We start from the raw sequence: 24,294 nt of genomic DNA on the forward strand, positions 1-24,294 counted from the left end.
CGGACCCACCGCAGGAGAGGAGTCAAGGCCGTGCCACCCCGTTCTGGTAGGCCCACACCACCGTCTGCAACCGGTCCCGGGTCCCGATCTTGGTCATGACCCTGCCCAGGTGCGACTTGACGGTGCTCGTCTCGATGAACAGTGTCTCGCCGATCTCGGCGTTGGACATCCCCTGGGCGAGCAGGCGCACGATCTCCACCTCGCGGGCCGTGAGCAGATCGAGGGTCTCGGTGGCGGCCGACCGCGTGGGTCCGCGCCGGGCGAACTCGGCCATCACCCGTCGGGTCACCGCCTGGTCCACCAGCCCGTAGCCGTTGGCGAGTCTGCGCACGGCGTCGATCAGGTCGTCGGGGTCGGTGTCCTTGAGGATGAACCCGCTCGCCCCGGCCTCCAGAGCGCCGAAGACGTACTCGTCGAGGTCGAAGGTGGTGACGATGAGGATCTCGGGCGGGTCCCCCTCGGCGCGGGAGAGGATCCGCCGGGTCGCGGTCAGCCCGTCTCCGCCGGGCATGCGCACGTCCATGCAGATGACGTCGGGACGGAGGCGTTCGGCGAGTTCGACCGCCGTGGGTCCGTCGCCGCACTCCCCGACCACCTCGATGTCGTCCACCAGGTCGAGGATGACGCGAAAGCCCGCTCTGACCACGGACTGGTCGTCCACGAGAAGCACTCTGATCACTGCGTTCCCCCTGTGTCGCGGACCGCCCCGGAGGACGAGGAGGTCTCCCGGTCGACGGGCAGTTCCAACCGGACCCGCCACCCGCCTTCCGGCGTGGGTCCCGCCTCCAACTCGGCGCCCACCAGGTGCGCCCGTTCCCTCATACCGAGCAGGCCGAGGCCCCGCGGCGCGTCCTCGGTTCCCTCCTTCGTGACCGCGCCGCCGTCCCCGCCCTCATTGGCGACCTCAAGGACGACCCGGGAGACGCGGTACTCCAACAGCAGCCGCACGGGTGCGTGCGGCGCGTGTTCGCGGGCGTTGGAGAGCGCCTCCTGCGCCACTCTGTAGACGGTGACGTCGGCGACCGGCGGCAGTTCGTACGGCTCTCCTTCCAGGACCAGCTCGACCGAGCATCCCAGAGCACGTTCGGCCCGTACCAGGCGTTCGATCGACGCGGCGCCGGGAACGGGCGCTCCGCGTGCCCCCGGCGCCCCCGAGTGGGACAGCCCCTCGCCCGTGGACGCGGGTTCCTCCCCGGGGTCGCGCAGGGCCCCCACGATCAGCCGCAGGTTGCGAAGGGTCTCCCTGCCCTGGGAACGGACCCAGGCCATCGCCTCACGGGCGGCCTGGTCGTCGCGGCCCACCAGACGCTCGGCGGCCCCCGCCTGGACGACCATGCCGGACAGGTGGTGGGCGGCGATGTCGTGCAGTTCGCGTGCCATGCGCGCCCGTTCGGCCATGATCGCGCCCTCCGCCCGTTCCCTCTGCCGCTGGATCACCTCGGCGGCGCGCACACGCGCCAGTTCGGTGAAGCGGCGTCGGGTCGCGGTGTGGACTCCCACGAGCGCGGAACCCACATAGACGACCGCGGCGACGGCGAGCTGCCCGAGGGCCACCAACAGGTGCTCTCCGAGGGTCGAGGGCTCGACGATCAGGATCTCTGGACCCAGCGGGGGGTCGGACAGCGACCCCGTCAACAGGGTCCCCGCCAGACCGTGGAGGGCCGTGACGGGGGCCAGGACCCACGCCAGGCGACGCGGCGGCAACAGGGTTCCGCAGGTGTAGGCGGCGATGAACGGGGCGATCCCCTGAGCCGCCACGTGCGGGGGCATGAAGGCGATGACGCCGACCTGGGTGAGGGCCACCACGACCAGGCACGGGATCGGACGCACACGCCGCGTCCACAGGGCGAGGGACTGCGCGCACGTCAGAAGGAGGAGGGCGGTCACGGTGGTCGGGGAGAACAGGAGGTTCTCCACCCTCGCGATGAGGGCCATCGCCGGCCAGAGCATGAGGCAGGAGAGCAGCGCCACGGACACCGCCAGGAGGCCGTCACGGGCGAGCGTGGAGCGCAGGCCCAGGCGGTCCAGTCGCTCGTCGAACCACGTCGCCGTCCTGGAGGTCGGGCTCTCGATCTCCTCCGGTGTCCGGAGCCCTCCCGCGTCGCGCGTTCCGGTGTCGTCGGTCGTCGCGTTCACTGCTTCCTCGGTTCCTCGGCGTCGTGAGCATGATGCCTCATCAGGGGGCACGGGATACTCCGGAGAAGGACGCTTCCTCGGAGCACCCCGTGCCCGACGGGTGGTCAGTACGTCATGTCGGCACCGAGCAGACCGGAGACGGCGGCGAAGGAGGCCACCCCGACCAGAGCCAGCAGGACCAGGGCGCTCCCCACGTAGCGCTTCCAACCGGAGCGGCGCCGGACGTCGTCGAACAGGACCACGGTCGCGGGGACGACGGCCAGGACCCCGAGCCACTGTGCCGCCAGGACCGTGTACAGCATCCCTTCGGGCACGGGTTGGAAGCTCATGGCCAGGCCGATCGCCACGGTCCAGCCCACGAGGGCGGCCAGGGCGGCGCCCACGCCCACCCGGGTCAGGACACGGGCCGTGCGCCCGGCCCGGTTCCGGGGAGGCAGGGACACCAGACGGCGCACCACCGCGCCCACGGGCAGGCTCAGCACGGCGACGACCAGGATCAGGACGGAGGGGACGACCACGGGCAGGACCAGCGAGGCCTGGCGCGCGGTGTCGGTACGCAGGAGGGTGAAGGCCGAGGTGTGACCGATCGCCTCCACCTGGTCCCCCTCCACCCGCATCGCCAACAGGCTCTGCCCCCCGACCTCACGCCACACCCAGGGCTCGATCTCCTCATAGACCGTGGGCCGCCGGGTGTCCGGCCCGGGGGTGACCAGGATCGTGCCGTCCTCACGTGCGGTGACCCGCACCTGCTGGAGCACGCCCAGCACGGAGAGGAAGGTGCTGTCCATCGTCCGGGAGGTCTCGTAGGTCCCCTCGGCCATCGCGGCGTGCTCGGCGGACGAGGACCGGGCGGGAGAGCCGCCTTCGTCGGAGGCGGGGAAGTAGCGGTCGGCGAACCCGAACAGGACCGCCTCGCGCAGCAGCAGGCTGTCGATCGCCTGGTATCCGCTGCCGTTGAGGGTCACGAAGACGCCGGTGCCCTCATCGGGATAGAGCTGCATGTGGGCGTGGAAGTGTTGGGTGTCTCCCCCGTGTCCGAGGATCCTGTGGCCGTTGCGGTCCTCCTGGAAGAAGCCCAGCGTCATGCGCGGCCCGTTGGCCAGACCTCCCAGGGAGTCCTCCCCCAGAGCCGGTGTGTGCATGAGTTCGAGCGTTTCGGGGGACAGCGGGGACCGGTCGGAATCGAGTTCACCCAGGTGCGCGAGCATGAAACGCGCCATGTCGGTCGCCGACGTGGTCAGTGCGCCGGCGGGCGCGCCCGGGATGACCTCGAAGGGCCTGGCCGTGCCGGTGACGTCGGAGTAGCCGCTGGCGAGGCGTCCCTCCAGCTCGTCGGGCAGGGGCTGGGCGAAGGTGGAGGAGTCCATGTCCAGCGGTTCGAACACGTTCCGCCGGACGTACTCGGAGAAGGGGACACCGCTGACCCGTTCGACGACGTACCCGGCGAGAGCGTTGCCGTAGTTGGAGTAGGCGGGGACCGTGCCCGGCTCGAACACCTGCTCAGGGGGGTAGGTGACCAGGTGTTGGCGCAGGTCGGCCTCACTTCCCTCGGGGAGGATCAGGTCCTGGACCCGCTCCTCGAAACCGGGGGTGTGGGTCAGCAGGTGGCGCAGGGTCACGGGTTCGTCGAAGGACGTGGGCAGAGTGAAGTCCAAGTACTCGTGGACGTCGGTGTCCAGGTCCACCTCCCCCGACTCCACGAGTCGCATCACGGCCGTACCGGTGAACAGCTTGGACACCGAACCCGCCCGGAAGAGGGTCTCCTCGGGGTCGACCGGTACCGGGTCGCCTCCGTCGGCCCCGGTGTCGGCGTGGCCGTAGCCGCGTGCGGTGAGCAGTTCGCCGTCGTGGACCACGCTGATCGAGGCGCCGGGGATACCGCTCCGCCGCAGAGCCGCCGGAACCAGACCGTCCAGCCAGGTGTCGAGGTCCTGGGCGGTGAGTTCGGCGGTGGCGGCGGAGGGAGCCGGGGGCGGGGGCTCGTGGGCGCTTTCGGGCACGGGCCCCGCGCAGCCTCCGGCCAACGCCGCGACGGCCGCGACGACGGCCGCCGCCCGCAGGAGTCCGCGCGGTCGCCCGTCGGCCGGTGGGGATGGGGAGGTCGTCCTGGCAGTGCTCACGTGCTCTCTCCTGCTCCGGGGATGCGCCGGGCGGAAAAGAGAGGTCCCGCCCGCCCGGCGAGGTGGGTTCCCAGCCTTCCGGAACAGGTGGTCACGGCACATCCGGCGCAGGTGCGCACCTGGTCTACGACCTTTGGTGGAGGCGGGCTCCTCCTCGGGTGGGCGGTGGCGCGCGGCCCCGCCCTGCTCGGGCGCCTGGAACACGGGAACCTTCGGCGCCTGCGGCGTGTCGGTTCGTTCCTCGCGAACCCGACTCCGGCATCTCCAGAACCCCGTGGGCGCCCTCGCTTTCCCAGGGGGCCGGGAGGGGCTTCGCGAGGACGGAGTCCTAGGCCCTGGCGGGCAGGGGAGCGCCGGTCCCCTCGTCGGCGCCGGCCCTCGCGAGCACCGCCTCCGTACTGGCCTCGGGGCGCAGGTCCAGGCGGCGCAGCAGCTGGGCGTTCAGCGCCACCACCACCGTGGACAACGACATCAACAGCGCGCCCACGGCCATGGGCATCACGAAGCCCACGGGCGCCAGCACACCGGCCGCCAACGGTACGGCGGCGAGGTTGTACCCGGCGGCCCACCACAGGTTCTGCCGCATCTTGCGGTAGCCCGCCCGGGACAGTTCGATGACCGAGAGCACCGAGCGAGGGTCGTCGCCGGCCAGGATCACCCCGGCCGAGGCGATGGCCACGTCGGTGCCGGCGCCGATGGCCAGTCCGATATCGGCGCGGGCCAGGGCGGGGGCGTCGTTGACGCCGTCGCCGACCATGGCGACCCTGCGTCCCCGGGCCTGGAGCTCGGCGACCTTGGCCCCCTTCTCCTCGGGTCGTACCTGGGCGAAGACCTGGTCGATGCCCAGTTCGGCGGCGACGGAACGGGCGACGGCCTCGGCGTCACCGGTGATCATCACCACCCGCAGACCCAGCGCGTGCAGGGCGCGGACGGTCTGGTGGGACTCCTCACGGATCTCGTCGGACAGGGAGAGCGCGCCGATGACCTCCCCTTCGGAGAGCACGTGCAGGACGATCGCGCCCTCGGCCTTCCAGGGTTCGGTCGCGGGAAGTTCCGCCGCGCCATGGGTCCGCAGCATCGCGGGACCTCCGACGGCGATCCGCTCCCCGCCGACCGTGGCGGTCACGCCCTCGGCGGCGGAGGAGCGGAAGTCGGTGGCTCCGGGCACGTCGAGGGCGCGTCGCCGCGCCGCCGCCACGATGGCCCTGGCCAGGGGGTGTTCGCTGTCGGTCTCGGCCGCCGCCGCCAGGGCCAATACCTCGTCCTCGCCGCGACCGGCGACGGGGACCACGTGGTCCACCACCGGTTCGCCCTTGGTCAGGGTGCCGGTCTTGTCGAACAGGACGGTGTCGGCGGTGCGCATGCTCTCCAGGGCCATGCGGTCCTTGATCAGGACCCCGCCCCGCGCGGCGCGTTCGGTGGCGATGGAGACCACCAGGGGGATCGCCAGCCCCAGGGCGTGGGGGCAGGCGATGACCAGCACGGTGATGGTCCGGATCAGGGCGGTGTCGGGGGCGCCCAGCAGGGACCAGACGGTGAAGGTGAGCGCGGCCGACCCCAGGGCGAACCAGAACAGCCAGGCGGCGGCCCTGTCCGCCAGACGCTGGGCGCGGGAGGTGGAACTCTGGGCGTCGGCGACCAGTCGTCGGATCCCCGCCAACGCGGTGTCCTCGCCCACGGCCGTGATCCGTACCCGCAGCGCGGTGTCGGTGGAGACCGTTCCGGCCACGACCCGGTCGCCCGGACCACGGGCCACGGGGCGGGACTCGCCGGTGATCATCGACTCGTCCATGTCCGCGACGCCCTCGGTGACGTGGCCGTCGGCCGGAACACGGCCGCCGGGCCGGACGATGACCACGTCACCGACCACCAGGTCGGAGGGGGCGACCGTGACCACCTCGTCGCCGGAGACCTTCTCCGCCTCGTCCGGCAACAGCGTGGCCAGCGACTCCAGGGCCGAGGAGGTCTGCGCGAGGGAACGCATCTCGATCCAGTGGCCCAGCAGCATGATGACGATCAGCAGCGCCAGCTCCCACCAGAATTCGAGTTCGTGGGAGAGCACGCCCAGATGCGCGCCCCAGGAGGAGAGGAAGGCCACGGTGATGGCCAGGGAGATCAGCAGCATCATGCCGGGTCGGAGGGCGCGGACCTCCTCGACGGCCCCGGACAGGAAGGGCGACCCGCCCCAGAGGTACATCACGGTGCCCAGGAGCGGAGGGATCCAGACCACCCCGGGCGCGTCCGGCACGGAGTAACCGACGATGTCGGCGAACATGCCGCTCAGCCCGACGGTGGGCACCGCCAGGACCAGCATGATCCAGAACAGCCGCCGGAACCGGTCCACGTGGTCGCCGTGGTCCCCATGGCCGTGGTGGCCCCCGTGGTGTCCGTGGCCCGTGTCGTGGTCGGCGTGGTGCTCCCGGCCGTGGTCGGGGTGCCCGGAGGATGGTGCAGTGCTCATATCCGCGACTCCTACCCCAAGGGGGTATGCGGCAAGCACCGTTCTCGGAACCGGTGTCCGGTGGCCGGAAAAGGGGAGGAGGGAATTCCCTCCCGGGCGTCCTCCCGGACGCCTTCATGAAGAACCCCCGAATCTCCCATTCGGGGAAAGGTCAAGAGCGCCGATCGGCGCGGAACGACGTCAATTCATCGACGGGCCGGGAAGTTGTTCTCGATCCTTTCGTGGAGCGCGATGCCGACGGATACCGAGACGTTGAGGGACTCGGCGTCATTGATCATCGGAATGGAGACCGAGGTGGACGGGATCTTCTCGAATTCCTCTGAGTGTCCCCCCTTCTCGCTGCCGAAGAGAAGGGCGAGGTTCCCCTGCCAGTCGCCGAGTTCCTTCATGCTGATGTCCCCGTGGGTGTCGAGGACCACGAGCGACATTCCGTTCCGCCGGACGAAGTCGATCGCCTCCTCACGACCGGAGAGGACCACGGGCAGGGAGAAGACGTAGCCACGGCTGGCCCGCAGAAGACGCCGGTCGGCGATGCTGGTCAGATCGCTGTCGACGAGGATGATCCCCCCTGCTCCCAGAGCGAGGGAGGTTCGTACGATCGCGCCGATGTTCCCGACGATCTTCACCCCGTCGAGGATGACGACGTCCCCGTCCCGTTCGACGATGTCGCGGAACGAGGCGGGGCGGGGCACACGCGCGACGCCGAACGTCTTGGCCTTCCTCTCCCCCTTGAAGATCTGGTTGACGATCGACGAGTCGACGAGACGGAAAGGGATGTTGTTCCGCTCGCAGAGCTCAAGGAGTTCCGGGGAGATCTCGATGCTGTCGCTGGCGTAGATCTCCACGAATTCCACGCCCACCTTGATGCATTGAACAAGGGGCTCGGCGTCCTCGATCAACGCGGTCCGAATATTGGGCCTCGAACCCTTACTGAGATCGATGACGCGCCGCACGGCGGGATCGGAGATAGAGGTGATCGTCTCGAAGTCGGGCATGGCCGGATTCTACCAGGGTCTTTGCACTGGAATGGGAATCCGGTTATGCCGTGGCCATGGGGAATCCGCTCGGCCTCGGGAACGGGGAGGCCGACGGCGCGTCGTGGCGGACGGTCACCTGTCCAGGAGTTCGTCGGTGGTGGTGCCGGGGAGGGAGACCGTCAGCTGTGTGCCCCACGGGTCGTGGAGGACCACCGACTTTCCGGTGTCGGCGTACTCCAGCTTCCGCTCCTTCAGGCGGGAGATGAGCGCGTCGAGGCTCTCACGGGCGGGCACGATGACCGCCACGTCCCCCAGTCCCAGGGTCGAGGCGCGGGGACCGGAGCCCGCGCTGTTCCAGATGTTCATCGCGACGTGGTGGTGGTAGCCGCCCGCCGCCGCGAACAGCGCGCCCGGGTAGTCCTCGACCGTGCTCTCGAACCCGATCGCGTCCACGTAGAAGGCCCGAGCCGTCTCGATGTCGCCGACCTGAAGGTGTACGTGCCCGACCTTGCCCGCGCGGCGCGGACCCGCCGCGACGACGGCCTCGTCGAGGTGGGTGCGCAGGTACTCGTTGGGGTCCAGACGCAGTGTGTCCATCCGCACCCGGCCGTCGACGTACGTCCACTGCGAGCGGTCACGGTCGGTGTAGAGCTCGATCCCGTTGCCCTCGGGGTCGGTGAAGTAGAAGGCCTCGCTCACCAGGTGGTCGGCGGACCCGGCGAACCGGCTGCGCGGGTGCTCGGCCGCGCGGTAGACGGTCGCGGCCAGGGATGCCTGGTCCTCGAACAGGAACGCGGTGTGGAACAGTCCGGGCCAGCGCGGATCGACCGGGGGCAGTCCCGGTGTGGAGATCAGCCGGACCATGGGGGTGCTTCCGCGACCGAGCACACGATGGACCTCGCGCCCGTGCGCCCGCTCCTCGACGGGCTCAAGGACGAGGGCCTCGGAGTAATAGGAGGTCATCGTCTCCAGGTCGCCGACGTGCAGGGTCACGGCGTCCATCGCCGTGTCGGGGTCGAGGAACCGTGCGTCGGTGGAGGAGCCCGGTCCCTGCGCTGTGGAATCGGTCATGGCGCAACCTCCTGAGGTCTGTCGGTCCCGCACTGCTCACGCGGCTCCGGGGCGGTCTGGACAATGTCAACGTTCGGTAACGGTCCGATATTCCGGAGTGCTCGCCGGAACGGCCTCGAAGAGCACGGCGGTACGCCATGACCGCACGGAGCGCCGATCCGTCCCGGACCGGAAGGGGCCGGTCCGTCACCGGTCCGCCGACGGCGGCTCGTCCCCCTTCGAGGCACGCCGAGTCCGCCTCCGAAGCGCGCACCACCACGTCGGTTACGGTGACGCTGACGCCGGCCGTGTGCCCGCACCCTCAGTTGACGTGGAGGTCGACATGTCGTTCGTTCCCACCGCGCCCATCGGTAGGAGTGAGGCCGCCAGGGCGGTCCTCGACGCCAAGCGGCGCAGGAACCTCACGTGGGAGGCCATCGCGGCGGAACTGGGCCGTTCCAAGGTCTGGACCACCGCGGCCCTGCTGGGCCGGCACCGGGTCAGCGACGAGATGGCCTCGGCCGTGGGCGACCTCCTCGGCCTGGAGGAGGCGGTGGTCCAGGCGCTGCGACTGCCCCCGGAGCGGGGGGCCGACGCGGTGGACACCACCGATCCCGTGGTGTACCGCCTGGAGGAGATCGTCCAGGTCTACGGCGGGGCGGTCGCGGAACTCATCCAGGAGGAGTTCGGCGACGGCATCATGAGCGCGATCGACTTCGAGATGGACTTCCGGCGCGTGGAGGACCCCCAGGGGGACCGCGTCGTCCTCACCCTCAACGGGAAGTACCTGCCCTACCGCGAGTTCTGAACCCCGCCGCGCGCGGACCGTCGCAGGTCCGCTCCTCGGAGCGGGCGCCGCCCATGACGACGGGGCCCGGCGGAGGCCGGCCCGTGGCCGAGCGGCCCCGCCGGGCCCCGGTGTTCGGTGGGTCAGCGCCGTCCGGCGCCGACCTCGCTCCTGTCCGCGGAGGACGGTTCCGTACCGTCGTCGGCGACGGCGTCCTCGGTGACGGAGGTCTGGGGTGCGCGACTCCGCTCCAGGGCCGAGCCCTCCACGTCGATGTCGGGCAGCGCCCGGTCGAGCCATCGGGGCAGCCACCAGGCCGCGTCCCCGGCCAGGTGCATGACCGCCGGGATCAGCAGCATGCGGACCACGAACGCGTCGACGAGGACACCGAAGGCCAGCGCGAACCCGACCGAGCTGATCATCATCGTCTCGGAGAAGACGAAGCCGCCGAAGACGGAGATCATGATGATCGCCGCCGCGGTGACCACCGCGCGTCCGGCCCGGAAGCCCCGCACGACGGCGAGCCGGGCGGGGGCGCCGTGCACGTAGGACTCGCGCATGCCCGTGCTGATGAAGAGCATGTAGTCCATGGCCAGGCCGAACAGGATGCCCACCAGGAGCGTGGGCAGGAAGTTCAGGATCGGCCCCGGGTTCTCCAGACCGATGACCCCCGCGAGCCACCCCCACTGGTAGACGGCGACCACGCCGCCGAGCGCGGCGAAGTAGGACAGGATGAACCCGAGCGTGGCCACCACGGGGACGAAGATCGACCGGAACACCAGCAGCAGGATGACCAGGGACAGTCCCACGACCACCGCGAGGTAGGTCGGCAGGGCGTCGCTGAGGGTGTCGGAGATGTCGATGTTGCCGCTGGCCATACCGGCGACCCCGAGCGTCCCGGTGCCGTGGACGGGCTCCATGGCGCGGAGGTCGTGCACCAGCTCCTCCGTCGACTCGCTCGCCGGGCCCTCCACCGGCAGGACCTGGAAGATGGCCAGGGTCCCGTCCTCGGTGACGTCGATCGGCGCCACCGCGGCGACGTCGTCGTGGGAGTGGATCGCCTCGGCGACCTCGTACTGGTACCGCTCGGCGTTGGCCGTGGCCGACTCCTCGTCGGGACCTCCGGGAAGGTCGGCGGTGACCAGGAGGGGGCCGTTCTGTCCGTCGCCGAAGTTCTCCGCCACGGCCGTGTAGGCCCGGTTCTGGGTGGAGTCACCGGGCTGGGAGGAGCCGTCGGGCATGCCCAGACGCAGGTCCAGCGCGGGCAGGGCGATGACACCGAGCAGCAAGACGGCGATCGCGGCGCGACCGAGCGCGGCGCCGTGCGACATCGGCCTGAGCCGGTCCTCCCCGTCCCCGAGCCGGGGGGCCGCTCCGTCGCCGGTGACGGAGGCGAGGCGATCGCGTTCGCGGCGGGACAGGATGCGCGGTCCCACCAGCGACAGCAGGGCCGGGACGAGCGTCACCGCGACCAGGACGGCCAGCAGGATGGCGATGGCGCCCACGCTGCCCATGAGACCGAGGAAGCCGATGCCGGTGAGGTTCAGGCCCAGGAGGGCGATGAGCACGGTGGTCCCCGCGAAGACCACGGCGTTGCCCGCGGTGCCGTTGGCCAGACCGATGGACTCCACCAGGTCGAAGCCCTGCTTGAGCTGACGGCGGTGGCGGTTGACGATGAACAGGGCGTAGTCGATGCCGACGGCCAGACCGAGCATCAGACCGAGGATCGGCGTGATCGTGGCGATGTCGAGCACGTCGGACAGCGACATCGCCGTCAGGGTGGCGATGCCGACGCCGACCAGGGCGGTGAGCAGGGGCAGTCCGGCGCCCACGAGGGTGCCGAGCATGACGACCAGCACGACGCCCGCCACGATGACGCCGATCACCTCGGCGGCGCTGACCAGACCGGGCAGGGCCATGGCGATGTCGTCGCCGAAGTCCACGGTGGTCCCCGGGACCGGGTCCTGCTCGAAGACCGCGATCACGGCGTCCTTGGTCTCCTGGGAGACCGCCTCCTGGCTGTCGGTGAAGGCGACGTTGACCAGGGCGGTGCCGCCGTCCTCGGAGATCGTGCGCACCCCCGAGGCCATCTCCATCAGGGCCTCGCCCCGTTCGAGCCGCTCCTCCTCCCCGGCCAGGGTCTCCAGGCCGATCTCGATCATGGCCTGTCGCTCCTCGGGGGTTCCCGGGGGAAGCCCCTCGCCCGCCTCGATCCCGGCGCGGGCCGCTTCGAGCTCTTCACGACCGCTCGCGAGCTCCTCCTGCTGCTCGGAGCGCTCCTCCTCGGTCGCGAACGGGTCGATGACGTCCTGGACCCCGGCGACCTCGGCGGCCCTCTCGACGCGCTCGCCGATCTCCTCCCGCTGGTCGTCGGTGAAGGCGGAGCCGTCCTCGGTCTGGTAGACGACGGTGCCCGCGCCGCCGCCCATGTCGGAGAACTCCGCCTTGAGACGCTGGTTCACCTGGTCGGTCGGGGTGCCGGGGATGGAGAAGCTGTCCTCCAGGTCACCGGAGAAGAGGAGGAAGGCGGCGCCGGCCGACACCAGGAGTGCCAGCCAGACCGCGATGACGGTCCGGGCGCGCCGTGCTGAGGCGCACCCGAGTCTGTAGAGAAATTCAGCCATGGGTATCCCGCAAACGAGGTGGGTGGGAGCGCGTGCGCTCAGGAGGCGTCGGCCGCGGAGGACAGGGCTCCGAAACCGTCGCGGTTGACGGTGATCATGCGGTCGAGGAGCTCGTCCCAGACACGGCGTGACTCCGGAGTGTCGACCCCGCCGGTGACCCGCGCCCAGTGCCGGACCACGACCAGGGAACCGCCCACGAGCGCCCCGCACATCAACTCGACCTCCAAGGGGTCGGCCGAGGGGTGGTGACGCATGGTGGTGGCCGCGATCCGCGTGCCCAGTTCGGTGAGGGCGCGTTCGAGGAGTACGGCCTGGCGGGGGTTGGGCCCCTTGTCCCGGGGGTTGAGGATCCGGGCGAGACCGCCGCCCTCGGACTGGAAGATCCGGGTGAGCTCGGTGATGGGGGTGACCAGGTCGGTGGCCCGCAGGGCGGCCGCGACCCGGTCGAACATCGCAGGGCCGCCGGGCCGCTCCGAATCCGACGCGGACAGGTTGGCGTCGACGTTGGACAGGACCGTTCCGAGCATCTCGCGGAAGACCTCGACGGTGATGTCGTCCACCGACGTGAAGTGGTTGAACACGGTCCGTCGGGAGACGTCGGCACGCGCGGCGAGCTGGTCGACGGTGAAGTCGGTGCCGCCGATCTGGGTCATCAGCTCGGCCGCGGCGTCGATGATGGCGCGTCGGTGCCGTGCCTTGAGGGCTTCACGCCTGTCGGGCACGGAGGATCGCTGCCGTTCTGCCATGGAACCAGAGTAGAGAAGATGGTGCACTTAGTGCAACGACGCACTGAGTGCAGCGAATCACACGAGGGGTGCGCCGACGAAAGGCCCGCCCCGACGTGCTTCGTCGTCGCCGTGGGGTGCGGTGGGCCGTGCCCGGAGACCAAGGGGAGCGTGTCGGTGGGAAAGGCGGGGTGAGGGCGCGAGGACGTCCGTGCCCCCCTTTCGGGAACCGCTCCCGCCACGGGCCAGGGCCTGCGCGGTGCTCGGTCGAGGAAGCCCGCGAGCCCCGACCCGCCGTCGCGGGCCTCGCCGGCTCCGCGATGGGCCGATGTCACCGGTACGCCGTTCCTCCGGTGAGGGCGCTCGCGCCCCCGGCGTGACGTCCTGCGCTACGCTGCGGCGGCCGGAACCGTCCCCACCCGCCCTTTCGGTGCCGTGGTGCGCCGGTTCCCCGACGCGGGTCATCCCGTTTCCCCGGCGCCGCGGCGTGGCGGAGACCACCGTCGCGGGCCGTTCCGTTCCACGTGAGGAGGGGCGTTGACCGACAACCGTTCCACGGAGGAGACCACCGCGCTGCTGGTCGATTTCATCCGGAACCACTTCCTGGACGGTGATCCCGAAGGCCGTTTCGACGAGTCCAGCCCCCTGCTCGACACGGGCGTGCTGACCTCCCTGAACACGGCCGTCCTGCTCAACTACATCCACAAGGACCTCGGCGCCACCCTCGCCCTGGACCAGATCACGCGAGGGACGTTCCAGGACGTGCGCAGCATCAGCGCGGCCCTGACCGCGACGGACTCCCCGACCACGGCACAGGGACGGGGAGGGTCGTGATGCGGGGACGGCCGGGAGACGGACAGGAGGCGCCCCCTCTCCCGGTGGGTTTCTCCCTCGTCCTCGACCCCGACACCGTCGTACGGTCCGAGGGACGTGTCGTGGTGGGAGGCGACCCCCCTCGTACCCTCGCCCTCTCCACGTCCGAGGCCCGACTTCTCGAAGAACTGGACGGCGGCCCGGTACGTACCGCCGAGGCCGGGGCCCTGGCCCGACGCCTGGTGGACTCCGGAGCCGCCCACCCCCGCCCTCCAAGGTCCGCCGCACCGGGGAGAACGGCGGTGGTCATCCCCGTTCGCGACCGCGCCGCCTACCTCGACCGGCTTCTCCGAGCCCTCCGCGCCTCCGAGGACATCGCAATGGTGACGGAGGTCGTCGTCGTGGACGACGGGTCTCGGGACCGGGAGGCCGTCGCCTCGGCCGCCGCCCGCCACGGTGCGCGGCTGGTCGCCCGACCGGTGAACGGAGGACCGGCGGCGGCCCGCAACAGCGGCCTCGCCGCGTGCGCGGCCGATGTGGAGTACGTGACGTTCCTGGACAGCGACTGCGTGCCCCGCCCGGGGTGGCTGGCCCCTCTCCTCGCCCATTTCGCCGACCCCGAGGTCGGCGCGGTCGCCCCCCGGGTCCGACCGGCGAGCCCCGACCGGTCCGTTCTCGGCGCCTACGCGGTGGCGCGCTTCCCCTTGGACCTGGGAGAGCGGGAGGCCCTGGTGAGACCCGGAGGACGGGTCGGCCACCTGCCCACGGCAGCGCTCGTCGTACGGCGTGCGGCCGTGGGTGAGGACTTCTTCGACGAGGACCTGCGCTACGGAGAGGACGTGGACGCGGTATGGCGTCTGGCGGACTCGGGGTGGCGTGTGCGCTACGAACCCCAGGCCCAGGTGGTGCACACCGAACCCGCCACATGGAGCGCGTACCTGGCGCGCCGCTACCACTACGGCACTTGCGCGGCGCCGCTGGCCCTGCGGCATCCGGACCGCATCGCCGCCGTCATGCTCCGGCCGGCACCCGCGGTGACCGCTGCGGTACTCCTCCTGGCCTGTCCGGCACTGGCCGGGGTCCTGCTCGGCTCGGCGGTGTGCGGTCTCCCGCGCCACCTCCGGCGCGCGGGGCTGTCCGCGACCGCCGCCGCGTGGGTGACGGCGCAGCCGGTGGGGACGACCTTGACCGGGCTGGGGCGCGCCCTCGCCCAGGTGGGACTTCCGGCGCTGCCGGCGGCGGCGGTGGCGCCGGGAAGGCGTGGACGAAGGCTCGCGATGATGGGCGCGCTGGCGGCGGCTCCCGCGTTGCGGGACTGGTTGGCGACCCGTCCTCCGGTGGATCCCGTGCGGTGGACACTGGCGAGCCTGGCCGATGACGCCGCTCACGGGGTCGGGGTGTGGCACGGTGCGCTCCGTTCGCGCACCCTCGCTCCGCTCCTTCCACGGTTCCGGTCGAACCGGCCGTGAAGCGGGGGCCGCGCGCGGGGACGGAACACCGCGAGACGACGGCTCTCGGGATCGGTCCGCCGCACCGGCTCCGAGAGCCGTCGCCGACGGACGGGGCTCCCGCCGGTGGGTTCACCGCTCAGGGCGGCCTTTCACCGGCGGGAGCCCCGTCCTGCCCGGGAGCCCGCCCGAAGTCCGCCCCGTCCGCGCGCCGGGCGGGCGTACGGACGAGGCGGCGGACGAGCGTGTCCGTCAGAGTGCCGAGCCGTGGTCTACGGCCGGGAACCCCGGCTTCGGACACCGAACGCCCGAGCCGGCCGGCCCGCGGGGTCGCCCCCACGGGTTCCGACCACCGACCGGTGCTCGGACGTCTCGCGGGCTACAGCGGCTGGGCGACGCTGCATCCGGAGATGCTGTAGCCGCTGCACATGAGCAGGGTCTCCTCGGAGGCGAGCTCAAGCTCCATCTCCTGGAGCGCGAGAATATCGGTGAGTGCCATGTGAATCCTCTTTTCTCCGGCCGGGGTTCCTACTTCGGCTGGGCGGCCGGAATGATTCCTACATCGGCTGGGCGACGCTACAACCGCCGAGACTGAATCCGCTGCACATGAGCGGAGTCTCCTCGGAGGCGAGCTCAAGCTCCATCTCCTGGAGCGCGAGAACATCGGTGAGTACCATTTTCCTTCACCTCCCCCGGAGGATGTGTCTCAGGAGTGATCGGTTATGTCGCCCTGTGGACTACAGCGGCTGGGCGACGCTGCAACCGGTGACGCTCGCTCCACTGCACATGAGCGGGGTCTCCTCGGAGGCGATTTCGAGTTCCATCTCCTGGAGCGCGAGAATGTCAGTGAGTGCCATTTTCCTTCACTTCCGTTCGAGGTTGGTCTTTCGTGTCGCCCAGGAGGTTACAGCGGCTGGGCGACGCTGCAACCGCCGACGCTTGTTCCGCTGCACATGAGCGGGGTCTCCTCGGAGGCGATTTCGAGTTCCATCTCCTGGAGCGCGAGAATGTCGGTGAGTGCCACTATTGAAGCAACCTCCTCAACTTGTCCGGGTAAGGATCACGGAAGCCCGGCAGGGTCGGCCTGACGGATACTTTCCGTTTCAGGGTGTCCCGCTAGCGGGACACCCTGAAACAGAAATTAGCTCCAAAGAATCCCGTTGGAAACCCGTGTACGGAGATCATTGCGGATTCCCCGCGTCCCACCAGGTCACAGGGGAGAAAGCCGTCGTCATGCGCTCTGATCCCCGGCCGTTCTCGCCCGCCTGCCGCCGACAGGCCGGGACCCTCTGTACCCGGCGCCGGGTCAGCGCGTTCCGCCGGCGTGCTTCTTCACGAACTCGGTGATGGAGGAGATGACGAAGTCGATCATCTCCTCGGTGATTCCCGGATAGACTCCCACCCAGAATGTCTGCTCGGTGATGATGTCACTGTTGACCAGGTCGTCGGCGACACGGTGCGGTCGGTTGATGTAGGCGGGGTGCCGGGTCAGGTTCCCCGCGAACAGCAGACGGGTGCTGATCTTGCGTGCTTCGAGGAAGGACACGAGTTCGGCACGGCCGAAGGGGGCGTCGGGGTCCACGGTCAGGACGAACCCGAACCAACTGGGGTCGCTGCGCGGAGTCGCCTCCGGAAGCAGCAACCAGGGCACACCGTCGAGCCCCTCACGAAGTCTGCGCCAGTTGCGGCGGCGAGCGGCTCCGAACTCGTCCAGTCTGGCGAGCTGACTGAGGCCGAGCGCCGCCTGGAGGTCCGTCGCCTTGAGGTTGTAGCCGACGTGCGAGTACGTGTACTTGTGGTCGTATCCGGCGGGCAGTCTGCCCACCTGGAACCCGAAGCGCCGATGACAGGCGTCGCTCTCACCCGGCTCGCACCAGCAGTCCCGGCCCCAGTCGCGCATCGACTCGATGATCCTCGCCAACGCCAGGTTGGACGTGAGGACACAACCGCCCTCGCCCATCGTGAGGTGGTGGGCGGGATAGAAGCTCACGGTCGACACATCGCCGAAGTTCCCGGTGAGCCTGCCGTCGTAGAACGAGCCGACGGCGTCACAGTTGTCCTCGATGAGGTAGAGACCGCGGTCCTTGGCGAGTTCGGCGATCTCGGCGGCCTCGAAGGGATTGCCGAGGGCGTGGGCGAGCATGATGGCCCGGGTCTTGGGCCCGATCGCCTGGGCGACGCGGTCCACGACCGTGTTGTAGGTCCCGAGTTCGACGTCGACGAACACGGGGAGAAGCCCGTTCTGCAAGATCGGGTTGACCGTGGTCGGGAAGCCCGCCGCGGCGGTGATCACCTCGTCGCCCGGGCGGATCCGTCGGTCCCCCAGCAGGTGCGACGTGAAGGACGAGAGCGCGAGCAGGTTCGCGGAGGAGCCCGAGTTGGTCAGGTGGGCCTTGCGCAGTCCCAACAGCCGTGCGAACTCCGACTCGAACCGTCGGGAGTGCGGGCCCGCGGCGATCCTCATCTCCAAGGCGGCCTCCACCAAGGCGACCCGGTCGTCCTCGGTGAGCACCGCCCCGGAGGTCCAGATCTCGGTGGTCCCCGGTACGAATGTCGCGGGCCTCTCCGTGGCGCGGTGGTAGGCACGGACGCTTTCGAGGATCTGCGCCGTGTGGTCGCTTGTCTCCATCCGAATCCTCCTCGGTGGGGTGGTCCCAGTGAACTCGGGCCTGCGGGGGCACGACGGTGTTCCCGGGGTGGAAGAGCATGGAGCGACGGCCGCCGACCGATGAACCGGACCCGGGGCGAAGGCGCGGTGCCGATAAACGCGCACCGGCCGACGTGGTCCCGCGCCGGCCGTCCGTCGCGCCATCCTTCATGCTGTGAGTCGCCGAGGAAAGCGGCAACCGGAGGACCATGGAAAGCGCCGGTGTCCCTTCCCCTCCACGAGCCGCCGCGAAGGGCGCTCGGCCCGCCGCCCACGTTCTCAGCGCGTGTCCTCCCATCGGGCCAGGAGCCCGGCCGCGGCGGCCTCGGCGACCCCGCCGGCCTGGGCGTCCTTCTCCGACATCAGGGGAGGCTCGGTGAAACCCCAGGGCAGATCCAGTTCGGGGTCCAGCGGATCGATGTCGACCTGCGTCCCCTGCACGTGCGCCGTGGACAGCACGTAACAGACACAGGAGTCGTCGGCCAGTGAGAGGAACCCATGGCCCACGCCGGGAGGAACGTAGACCGACCGACCCGACTCCGCGTCCAGCGATGTGACGTGGTAGGCGCCGAAGGTCGGCGACCCGATCCGCAGATCCACCACGATGTCGCGAATGGCGCCGCGGACGCACGTGACGTACTTGGCCTGGCCCGGAGGCACCGTCACGCTGTGGATCCCCCGAAGCGTGTTGTTCCGGGAGACGGAGAAGTTGATCTGGCGAGGGTGGAACGGGACTCCGGAGGCCGACTCCACGGAGTCCACCCTCATGCCCTCGTGGAAACTGCCGCGTTCGTCGAGTATCCGCACCGGATCGAACACGAGGACACCGGGGACGGCCGTCCGCGAGATCTTCGCCGTCACGTCTCTCCTTTCAGTCGCGGGTGTGGTCCGCCGTCGGTGTGGGATGCGACCGGCCGGTTCCCGAAGGAGTGCCGCCGTCGCCGCTGTGCTTGCGGCCGTACGACCGGCGCGCGTCGTCGAGCAGATCGGACAGGGACTCCTCCAGCCCCAGGCGTGGACGCCATGACAGCAGACGCCGGGCCACGGTGATGTCCAACTGCTGCCAAGAGGGGTCGAAGCGGGCGGTGGCCGGTGGCTCCTCGACGAGTTCGAGGGGGATACCGCTGATGGAGACCATCCGCTCGACCGTCCACCGGACGGGTACGGCCCGGCCACTGCCGACGTTGATGACCCGCCCCGCCACGGAGGGAGCGGGGGCCGTGGCCGCCGCCAACACCGCCTGGGCGACGTCGCGCGCGTCGACGAAGTCCCGTCGGGAGCGGAGCGGGGCCAACCGCAGTCGCGGACGCGCGGCGCAGCGCTCCGGCCGATACGCCGCCTCGGCCAGACAGTGCGCCACGGCACCGAGCAGGCTCTGCCGGGGAGCCCCCGGCCCGACGACGTTGCCGACGCGCAACGCGGTCCCCACCAAACCGGTGGTCCGCACGCCGTCGAGCACCGCGCGGGTGCCGCGGAGCTTGGAGTCGGCGTAGACCCCGGCCGGAGCCGGGGGATGGTCCTCGGTGAAGCTCGTTCCGACCTCGCCGGCCCCGTACTCGTGGATGCTGCCCAGGTGGACGAGCCGTGGCCGCTCGGAGACCAGGGACAGGGAACGCACCAACCGCTCCACGAACTCGGCGTTCGCGGCGCGCGTCTTCTCGGGCGACGCCTCATGGACGCTTCCCGCGGCGTTGACCACCACCGAGGGGGAGGTGGAGGCGAGGAGTGCGAGCAGGTCCCGCTCGGACGCCGCGACCAGGTCCAGGCGTATCGAGTCCGTGTCGTGCCGGCCCGTTCCGGAGGCGCTCCTGGACACGAGGAGGACGCGTGCGTCGGCGGACCGGAACGTGGTGCACAGGTGCCGGCCCAGGAAGCCCGTACCGCCGAGCACGAGAACGCGTTCTCCCGCGATGCGGGGGCGCCCGCACTCCGGCGAGTCGTTGCGCGACGCGATACCCATCGCCTCCTGTGTCCAGATGTCTCGCCGGCGGGACCGCCGGAGCAGCGGAGATGGCACCGAACCCTAAGGCAGGTGGTGGCCCGGTGCTAGGGTCGGCCTCCCCATTGGTGCCGACTACCCGGAGATCAGGGGTACCTGCGTGATATTTCCGCACATCAACGCGCCTGGAATCGCCCTTGAGGCCACACACGCCAGGACCGGGACCGAGGTCCACGCCGAACTGGCCGCCCAGGGTGTGCAGGGCATCGACCGCCACGACGTCTTCGCCTCCTCCGCCCTCTGGCCGAACCGGCCCCACCAAGAGGTCGCGGCGCAGTTCCTCGTGCGCGCGGTCGAAGACGGCGGGGTCCTCGGCTACACCTCCTTGCACGAACTCAGTCCGCACAGTCGATACGTCAAGTGCGCCCTGGCCGTGGACAGTGAGGCCACGGCCCGGACCCGTACGGCGGCGGCGGCCCTGACCGTGAACTACGCGTTCGCGATGTGGAACGTCAGGAAGATCTACTTCTGGACGCCGGAGCCAGAGGTACCCGGCCTGGCCGCCACGGGAGCGGCGCCGGAGCGGGAGGGGACCCTGCCCGAGCATCTGTTGGACGGAGGCACGTTGCGCGCGGTGCACATCTTCGCTCTTTACCGGCGGCGGTGGCAGGACGCGGGAGTCGCGTTCGTCGAGCGGATCGCCACCGAGTCCCGAAGCCCGGCCCAGGAAGGGAGAAGGGGATGAGCGCGCGTTCGGAAACCCCTGGAGGACCGGCCATCGCCACGCACGGGCTGAGTAAGCGCTACGGCGAGATCGAAGCGGTGAAGGGGGTCGACCTGGAGGTCGGACGGGGCGAGATCTTCGGCCTGCTGGGTCCCAACGGGGCCGGCAAGTCCACGATGATCAAGATGCTGTGCACCCTCACCCCCCCGACCGACGGCACGGCCTCCGTGGCCGGACACGACGTCGTCCGGCGGCAGGCGGACGTGCGTCGCAGTATCGGCCTGGTGTTCCAGGAGCAGACACTCGACCGCTACCTCACCGGCCGTCAGAACCTGCGCTTCCACGCCGACATCTACGGAGTCCCCTCCGGGGTGGCGGAGGAGCGTGTCGACGAGGCGCTGCGCACGGTCGATCTCCTCGACCACCAGCATCGGGCCGCGGGGACGTACTCCGGAGGCATGCGGCGCAGGCTGGAGATCGTCCGGGCCATGCTGCACCGCCCCGCGGTGCTGTTCCTGGACGAACCCACCGTCAGCCTCGACCCACAGACGCGCCAGACGATCTGGGACGGCGTCCGCGAGATCAACCAGCGTGACGGCACCACGGTCTTCATGACGACGCACTATCTGGAGGAGGCCGAGAACTGCCACCGGATAGCCATCATCGACCGTGGGGGCATCGTGGCCCTGGGAAGCCCGCAGGAGCTGAAGGACAGCGTGGGCAAGGACCGGGTCGAGCTGGACTCCACCGACAGCGCCGGAGTGGACGCCGTACTACGGGAGGTGTTCGACGTCACCGCCGTGGTCGAGGGCGACAAGCTCGTCTTCCACGTGGCGGAGGGGGAGAAGTTCCTTCCCGAACTCTTCTCCCGGCTGGACGGCACGGTCCGCTCGGTCCGGGTGACGCAGCCGTCGCTGGACGACGTCTACCTCTCCTACACGGGCACCAGCTTCCGCGACGCGGACAAGGCCGAGCACGACGAGGACACACGGCTGGTGGGCCGCTGACGCCGACGGCCCCGGCCGCCGAGTACTACGGCGAGGAGGACGCGTGCGCGTTGTGATCGCCACGCAGGCTGAGCGGACCCATTTTCTGGGCCTGGTCCCGTTGGCGTGGGCGTTGCGGGCGGCTGGTCATGAAGTGGTGGTGGCCGGCCAACCGGAGCTGGCCCCGACCGTGGCCGCGGCCGGGCTGCCCTTCGCCCCCGTGGGCCGCGACCACCACTTCGGGCGGATCACGAAGCGCTTCGCCGCTGGCCGCCTGCCGCTGCTGGACTTCGGTGAGGAGGACGAGGAGAAGCTCACCTGGCCCCACCTCCTGGAGGGCTACCGCCAGGTCGTTCCCTACTGGTGGCGGATGGTCAACGACCCGATGGCCGACGACCTGGTGGGTCTGTGCCGTACCTGGCGCCCTGACCTGGTGGTGTGGGAGCCGACGACGTTCGCGGGTGCGGTGGCGGCGCGGGCGTGTGGTGCGGCGCATGTGCGGTTCCTGTGGAGTCTGGACCTGTTCGCGCGGATGCGGGGGTTGTTCCTGGAGCGGATGCGGGAGCAGCCCGCCGCCTCCCGGGAGGACCCGTTGGAGGAGTGGCTGACGGGGTTGGCCGGGCGGTACGGGGTGGACTTCGACGAGGAGCTGGTCTGTGGTCAGGCCACCGTGGATCAGGTGCCGCCCGGTCTGCGGATACCGGTGTCGGCGCGTGTGCCGGTGCGTTATCTGGGGATGCGGTTCGTGCCCTACAACGGGCGGGCGGTGGTGCCCGACTGGTTGCGCGAGCCCCTGGAGCGACCCCGTCTGTGCCTGACCCTCGGGACGAGTTCCACCCAGCGTTTCGGCGGGCACGTCCTGTCAGCGGAAACGGTGGTGGAGGCGTTGGCCGATGTGGACGCCGAGGTGGTGGCCACGGTGCCCGTCGATCGTCGGCGGGGGTTGGAGAACCCACCGCCCAACGTGCGGTTGGTGGATTACGTGCCGTTGCACGCGCTGGCCGCGGCCAGCACCGCCACCATCAACCAGGGCGGCCCGGGAACGGTTTTCACGATGCTGGCACACGCCCTGCCCCAGCTCATCGTGGCGCGGCCACGGCTGTTCGACGCCCCGCTGCTGGCGCGTCGGGTCGCCGGGGCGGGGGCGGGTGTGGCGCTGGAGGCCGAGCGGGCGGATCCGCAGGCCCTGCGCGGGGAGGCCCTGCGGTTGCTGGGCGATCCGGATCTTCGGCGCCACGCGGCCAGGCTGCGCGAGGCCATGCTCGCCCAGCCCGCGCCGGCCGCGATGGTCGCCCGCCTGGAGCGGCACGCCGCCGAACGGCGGACCGCCTGACCCGCGCCACCGTCCCCCGCCCCGGGGCCCGTCTCACGGAGCGGGAGTGCCGCCTCCCGCGTGCTCGGCCGTCAACAGCTCGATCCGCTCCACCAGTCGGTCCGGCGTCGGAGTCTGGGCGAACTCCCGCCGAAGCAGCGCGGCGCCCCGCGCCACGGACGGGTCCGTGAGCAGCCGCGCCGCCTCCTTCGCCACCGAGGCGGCCTCCACATCGTCGCGGTGCAGGGTCGCGCCCGCGCCCAAGGCGACGATCTCGTCGGCCACGAGCCCCGCGTCGTAGAGTCCCGGCTCCGGCAGCACCAGTTGGGGAACGCCGTGCACGCCCGCCGCGCACAGGGTGTCGAAGCCGCCCGCGTGCACGGCGAGCGAGCAGGTGGGAGCGAGCGCGTGCAGAGCCCCCTGCTCGACGATCCGGGCCACGCCCGGCAGGTCCACCGGCTCCTCACCGCGTCCCTCGGGCACCACGAGGACCACCTCGACGTCCTGGAGGGTGCCGAGACCGCCCAGCACCTCGCGAAGGACCGCCGTTCCGGGGTCGCCGGTCACCGCGGACGCGGCCCGCCAGTCGACGAACACCCGCCGGGGGGCCTCCTGCCCGGACTCGTCCCCCGGCACGCCTCGCAACCATGGGGGGATCACGGTCTGACCGCCGTAGTGGATGTAGCGCAGGCGCAGGGGTTCGGGCGCCGTGGCGTCGGACGGGGCCAGGACCGACGGCAGGTGTGTGAGGGAGAACCGGCCGTGCACGAACTCCTCACCGAAGCGGGCACCGTGGCTCTCGGCACGCGCCGAGAGCCACTCCCGGAGCGGATCCTGTCGTTCGTGCGGCTCACGCTCGGCCAACCGCTCCAAGAAGTACGTGCGGCTCGTGCCGAGCAGATCCGCGCTCCACAGGAAACGGGCGTGGGCCGCCCCGCACGCCTCGGCGGCCACCGCACCGGCGAGGGTCGTCGGTTCCCACAGCACCAGGTCCGGTCGCCACTGCCGACACAGGAGCACGAGGTCCTCCAGCATCGGGTCGTTGACGGCCTTCAGCCAGTTGCGGACCAACCCGTCGTAGGCCCAGGCCAGGTCCTGCCACAGCATGGACCTGAGATTGTCCGGGCTCAGGGAGAAGTCTTCCTCGTCATGCTCCTGGTGTGTCGTCTCCAGGTTCGCGAACTCCTCGAACCGGTGGTCCTCGCCCACCGCCACGACCGTCAGGCCGGTGTCGGCGGCGGCGTCGACGAGGGCGGGTTGGGTGGCCACACGCACCTCGTGGCCCGCCGCGCGCAGTGCCCACGCCAAAGGCACCATGCTGTACAGATACGATCGCGACGCGTGGGTCGCCATGAGGACACGCACTCTCTACCAGTTCCCTTTCGATCATCATCCGGACATGCACGCCGAGCCGCATGTGCATAAATGGTCGGAGGAGGCACGGCGGACACCATGAACCCTCCCACCCCGCAAACCGAAGGCGACCGGAGTACGGGCGCGAAGCGGTGAAAATACCACGGCCCCGTGGACATGGAAAGACCATGG

18 protein-coding genes are annotated in these 24,294 nt (G+C 70.5%); 6 read left to right on the forward strand and 12 right to left on the reverse strand.

The window, feature by feature from the left end; all coding sequences use genetic code 11:
* Window positions 1-22: 22 nt before the first annotated feature.
* From PFX91_RS03935 to PFX91_RS03960, 6 genes are all read right to left on the reverse strand, one after another.
* The gene (locus tag PFX91_RS03935) at window positions 23-679 is read right to left on the reverse strand and encodes a response regulator (protein ID WP_285729446.1); all 657 of its coding nucleotides are present in this window, start codon (window positions 677-679) and stop codon (window positions 23-25) included.
* Window positions 676-2,136: a sensor histidine kinase gene (locus tag PFX91_RS03940; protein WP_285729447.1), complete on the reverse strand. Its 1,461-nt coding sequence runs from the start codon at window positions 2,134-2,136 to the stop codon at window positions 676-678. The genes PFX91_RS03935 and PFX91_RS03940 overlap by 4 nt, the downstream gene beginning before the upstream one ends.
* Window positions 2,137-2,240: 104 nt before the next feature.
* A complete protein-coding gene (locus tag PFX91_RS03945; protein ID WP_285729448.1) occupies window positions 2,241-4,256 on the reverse strand; it encodes a serine hydrolase in 2,016 nt (671 codons plus the stop codon).
* Between the two features lie 328 nt (window positions 4,257-4,584).
* Window positions 4,585-6,717, reverse strand: a complete 2,133-nt coding sequence (locus PFX91_RS03950; RefSeq protein ID WP_285729450.1) for a heavy metal translocating P-type ATPase — start codon at window positions 6,715-6,717, stop codon at window positions 4,585-4,587.
* A 185-nt stretch (window positions 6,718-6,902) separates the two neighbouring features.
* The gene (nshR, locus tag PFX91_RS03955) at window positions 6,903-7,712 is read right to left on the reverse strand and encodes an NshR/TsnR family 23S rRNA methyltransferase (protein ID WP_285729451.1); all 810 of its coding nucleotides are present in this window, start codon (window positions 7,710-7,712) and stop codon (window positions 6,903-6,905) included.
* 114 nt (window positions 7,713-7,826) lie between these two features.
* On the reverse strand, window positions 7,827-8,765 hold the full coding sequence (locus tag PFX91_RS03960) for a VOC family protein (RefSeq protein WP_285729452.1): 939 nt from the start codon (window positions 8,763-8,765) through the stop codon (window positions 7,827-7,829).
* Between the two features lie 322 nt (window positions 8,766-9,087).
* On the opposite strand from PFX91_RS03960, the gene cynS reads away from it, so the two are divergent.
* Window positions 9,088-9,552, forward strand: coding sequence for a cyanase (gene cynS, locus PFX91_RS03965; RefSeq protein WP_285729453.1), 465 nt, complete (start codon window positions 9,088-9,090; stop codon window positions 9,550-9,552).
* Window positions 9,553-9,674: 122 nt separating this feature from the next.
* Here cynS and PFX91_RS03970 read toward each other — a convergent pair whose 3' ends face one another.
* Window positions 9,675-12,155: an MMPL family transporter gene (locus tag PFX91_RS03970; RefSeq protein WP_285729454.1), complete on the reverse strand. Its 2,481-nt coding sequence runs from the start codon at window positions 12,153-12,155 to the stop codon at window positions 9,675-9,677.
* 38 nt (window positions 12,156-12,193) lie between these two features.
* On the reverse strand, window positions 12,194-12,901 hold the full coding sequence (locus tag PFX91_RS03975) for a TetR/AcrR family transcriptional regulator (protein ID WP_285729455.1): 708 nt from the start codon (window positions 12,899-12,901) through the stop codon (window positions 12,194-12,196).
* Between the two features lie 516 nt (window positions 12,902-13,417).
* On the opposite strand from PFX91_RS03975, the gene PFX91_RS03980 reads away from it, so the two are divergent.
* The gene (locus PFX91_RS03980) at window positions 13,418-13,714 is read left to right on the forward strand and encodes an acyl carrier protein (RefSeq protein ID WP_285729456.1); all 297 of its coding nucleotides are present in this window, start codon (window positions 13,418-13,420) and stop codon (window positions 13,712-13,714) included.
* Between the two features lie 44 nt (window positions 13,715-13,758).
* Entirely contained in the window at window positions 13,759-15,162 is a 1,404-nt protein-coding gene (gene mftF, locus PFX91_RS03985) for a mycofactocin biosynthesis glycosyltransferase MftF (protein WP_285729457.1), read from the forward strand.
* A 1,285-nt stretch (window positions 15,163-16,447) separates the two neighbouring features.
* On the opposite strand, the gene rfbH is transcribed toward mftF, so the two are convergent.
* The 3 genes from rfbH to PFX91_RS04000 form a co-directional block, all read right to left on the reverse strand.
* A complete protein-coding gene (gene rfbH, locus PFX91_RS03990; protein WP_285729458.1) occupies window positions 16,448-17,770 on the reverse strand; it encodes a lipopolysaccharide biosynthesis protein RfbH in 1,323 nt (440 codons plus the stop codon).
* 297 nt (window positions 17,771-18,067) lie between these two features.
* A complete protein-coding gene (locus tag PFX91_RS03995) occupies window positions 18,068-18,649 on the reverse strand; it encodes a dTDP-4-dehydrorhamnose 3,5-epimerase family protein (RefSeq protein ID WP_285729459.1) in 582 nt (193 codons plus the stop codon).
* Window positions 18,650-18,659: 10 nt separating this feature from the next.
* Window positions 18,660-19,748 (reverse strand): NAD-dependent epimerase/dehydratase family protein, encoded by a 1,089-nt coding sequence (locus tag PFX91_RS04000; protein WP_285729460.1) that lies wholly within the window; start codon window positions 19,746-19,748, stop codon window positions 18,660-18,662.
* Between the two features lie 139 nt (window positions 19,749-19,887).
* On the opposite strand from PFX91_RS04000, the gene PFX91_RS04005 reads away from it, so the two are divergent.
* The 3 genes from PFX91_RS04005 to PFX91_RS04015 are packed head-to-tail and all read left to right on the forward strand — an operon-like array spanning window position 19,888 to window position 22,770.
* Window positions 19,888-20,472 carry a hypothetical protein gene (locus PFX91_RS04005; RefSeq protein ID WP_285729461.1) on the forward strand — a complete coding sequence of 195 codons (585 nt, stop codon included), beginning with the start codon at window positions 19,888-19,890 and terminating at the stop codon, window positions 20,470-20,472.
* The gene (locus PFX91_RS04010; RefSeq protein ID WP_285729462.1) at window positions 20,469-21,458 is read left to right on the forward strand and encodes an ATP-binding cassette domain-containing protein; all 990 of its coding nucleotides are present in this window, start codon (window positions 20,469-20,471) and stop codon (window positions 21,456-21,458) included. The genes PFX91_RS04005 and PFX91_RS04010 overlap by 4 nt, the downstream gene beginning before the upstream one ends.
* A gap of 43 nt (window positions 21,459-21,501) precedes the next feature.
* On the forward strand, window positions 21,502-22,770 hold the full coding sequence (locus tag PFX91_RS04015) for an activator-dependent family glycosyltransferase (RefSeq protein ID WP_285729463.1): 1,269 nt from the start codon (window positions 21,502-21,504) through the stop codon (window positions 22,768-22,770).
* Window positions 22,771-22,803: 33 nt separating this feature from the next.
* Here the strand turns inward: PFX91_RS04015 and PFX91_RS04020 are convergent, their stop codons facing one another.
* The gene (locus PFX91_RS04020; protein WP_285729464.1) at window positions 22,804-24,102 is read right to left on the reverse strand and encodes a nucleotide disphospho-sugar-binding domain-containing protein; all 1,299 of its coding nucleotides are present in this window, start codon (window positions 24,100-24,102) and stop codon (window positions 22,804-22,806) included.
* Between the last annotated feature and the right edge of the window lie 192 nt (window positions 24,103-24,294).

It is taken from the genome of Nocardiopsis sp. ATB16-24, assembly GCF_030271535.1.
In the GTDB taxonomy this organism is placed as follows: domain Bacteria; phylum Actinomycetota; class Actinomycetes; order Streptosporangiales; family Streptosporangiaceae; genus Nocardiopsis.

Coding starts and splice junctions, on each gene's coding strand:
- rfbH (WP_285729458.1), bottom strand. CDS start 17,770: ATGGAGACAAGCGACCACACGGCGCAGATCCTCGAAAGCGTCCGTGCC.
- PFX91_RS03975 (WP_285729455.1), bottom strand. CDS start 12,901: ATGGCAGAACGGCAGCGATCCTCCGTGCCCGACAGGCGTGAAGCCCTC.
- PFX91_RS03950 (WP_285729450.1), bottom strand. CDS start 6,717: ATGAGCACTGCACCATCCTCCGGGCACCCCGACCACGGCCGGGAGCAC.
- PFX91_RS03970 (WP_285729454.1), bottom strand. CDS start 12,155: ATGGCTGAATTTCTCTACAGACTCGGGTGCGCCTCAGCACGGCGCGCC.
- PFX91_RS03960 (WP_285729452.1), bottom strand. CDS start 8,765: ATGACCGATTCCACAGCGCAGGGACCGGGCTCCTCCACCGACGCACGG.
- PFX91_RS04000 (WP_285729460.1), bottom strand. CDS start 19,748: ATGGGTATCGCGTCGCGCAACGACTCGCCGGAGTGCGGGCGCCCCCGC.
- PFX91_RS04010 (WP_285729462.1), top strand. CDS start 20,469: ATGAGCGCGCGTTCGGAAACCCCTGGAGGACCGGCCATCGCCACGCAC.
- nshR (WP_285729451.1), bottom strand. CDS start 7,712: ATGCCCGACTTCGAGACGATCACCTCTATCTCCGATCCCGCCGTGCGG.
- PFX91_RS04020 (WP_285729464.1), bottom strand. CDS start 24,102: ATGGCGACCCACGCGTCGCGATCGTATCTGTACAGCATGGTGCCTTTG.
- cynS (WP_285729453.1), top strand. CDS start 9,088: ATGTCGTTCGTTCCCACCGCGCCCATCGGTAGGAGTGAGGCCGCCAGG.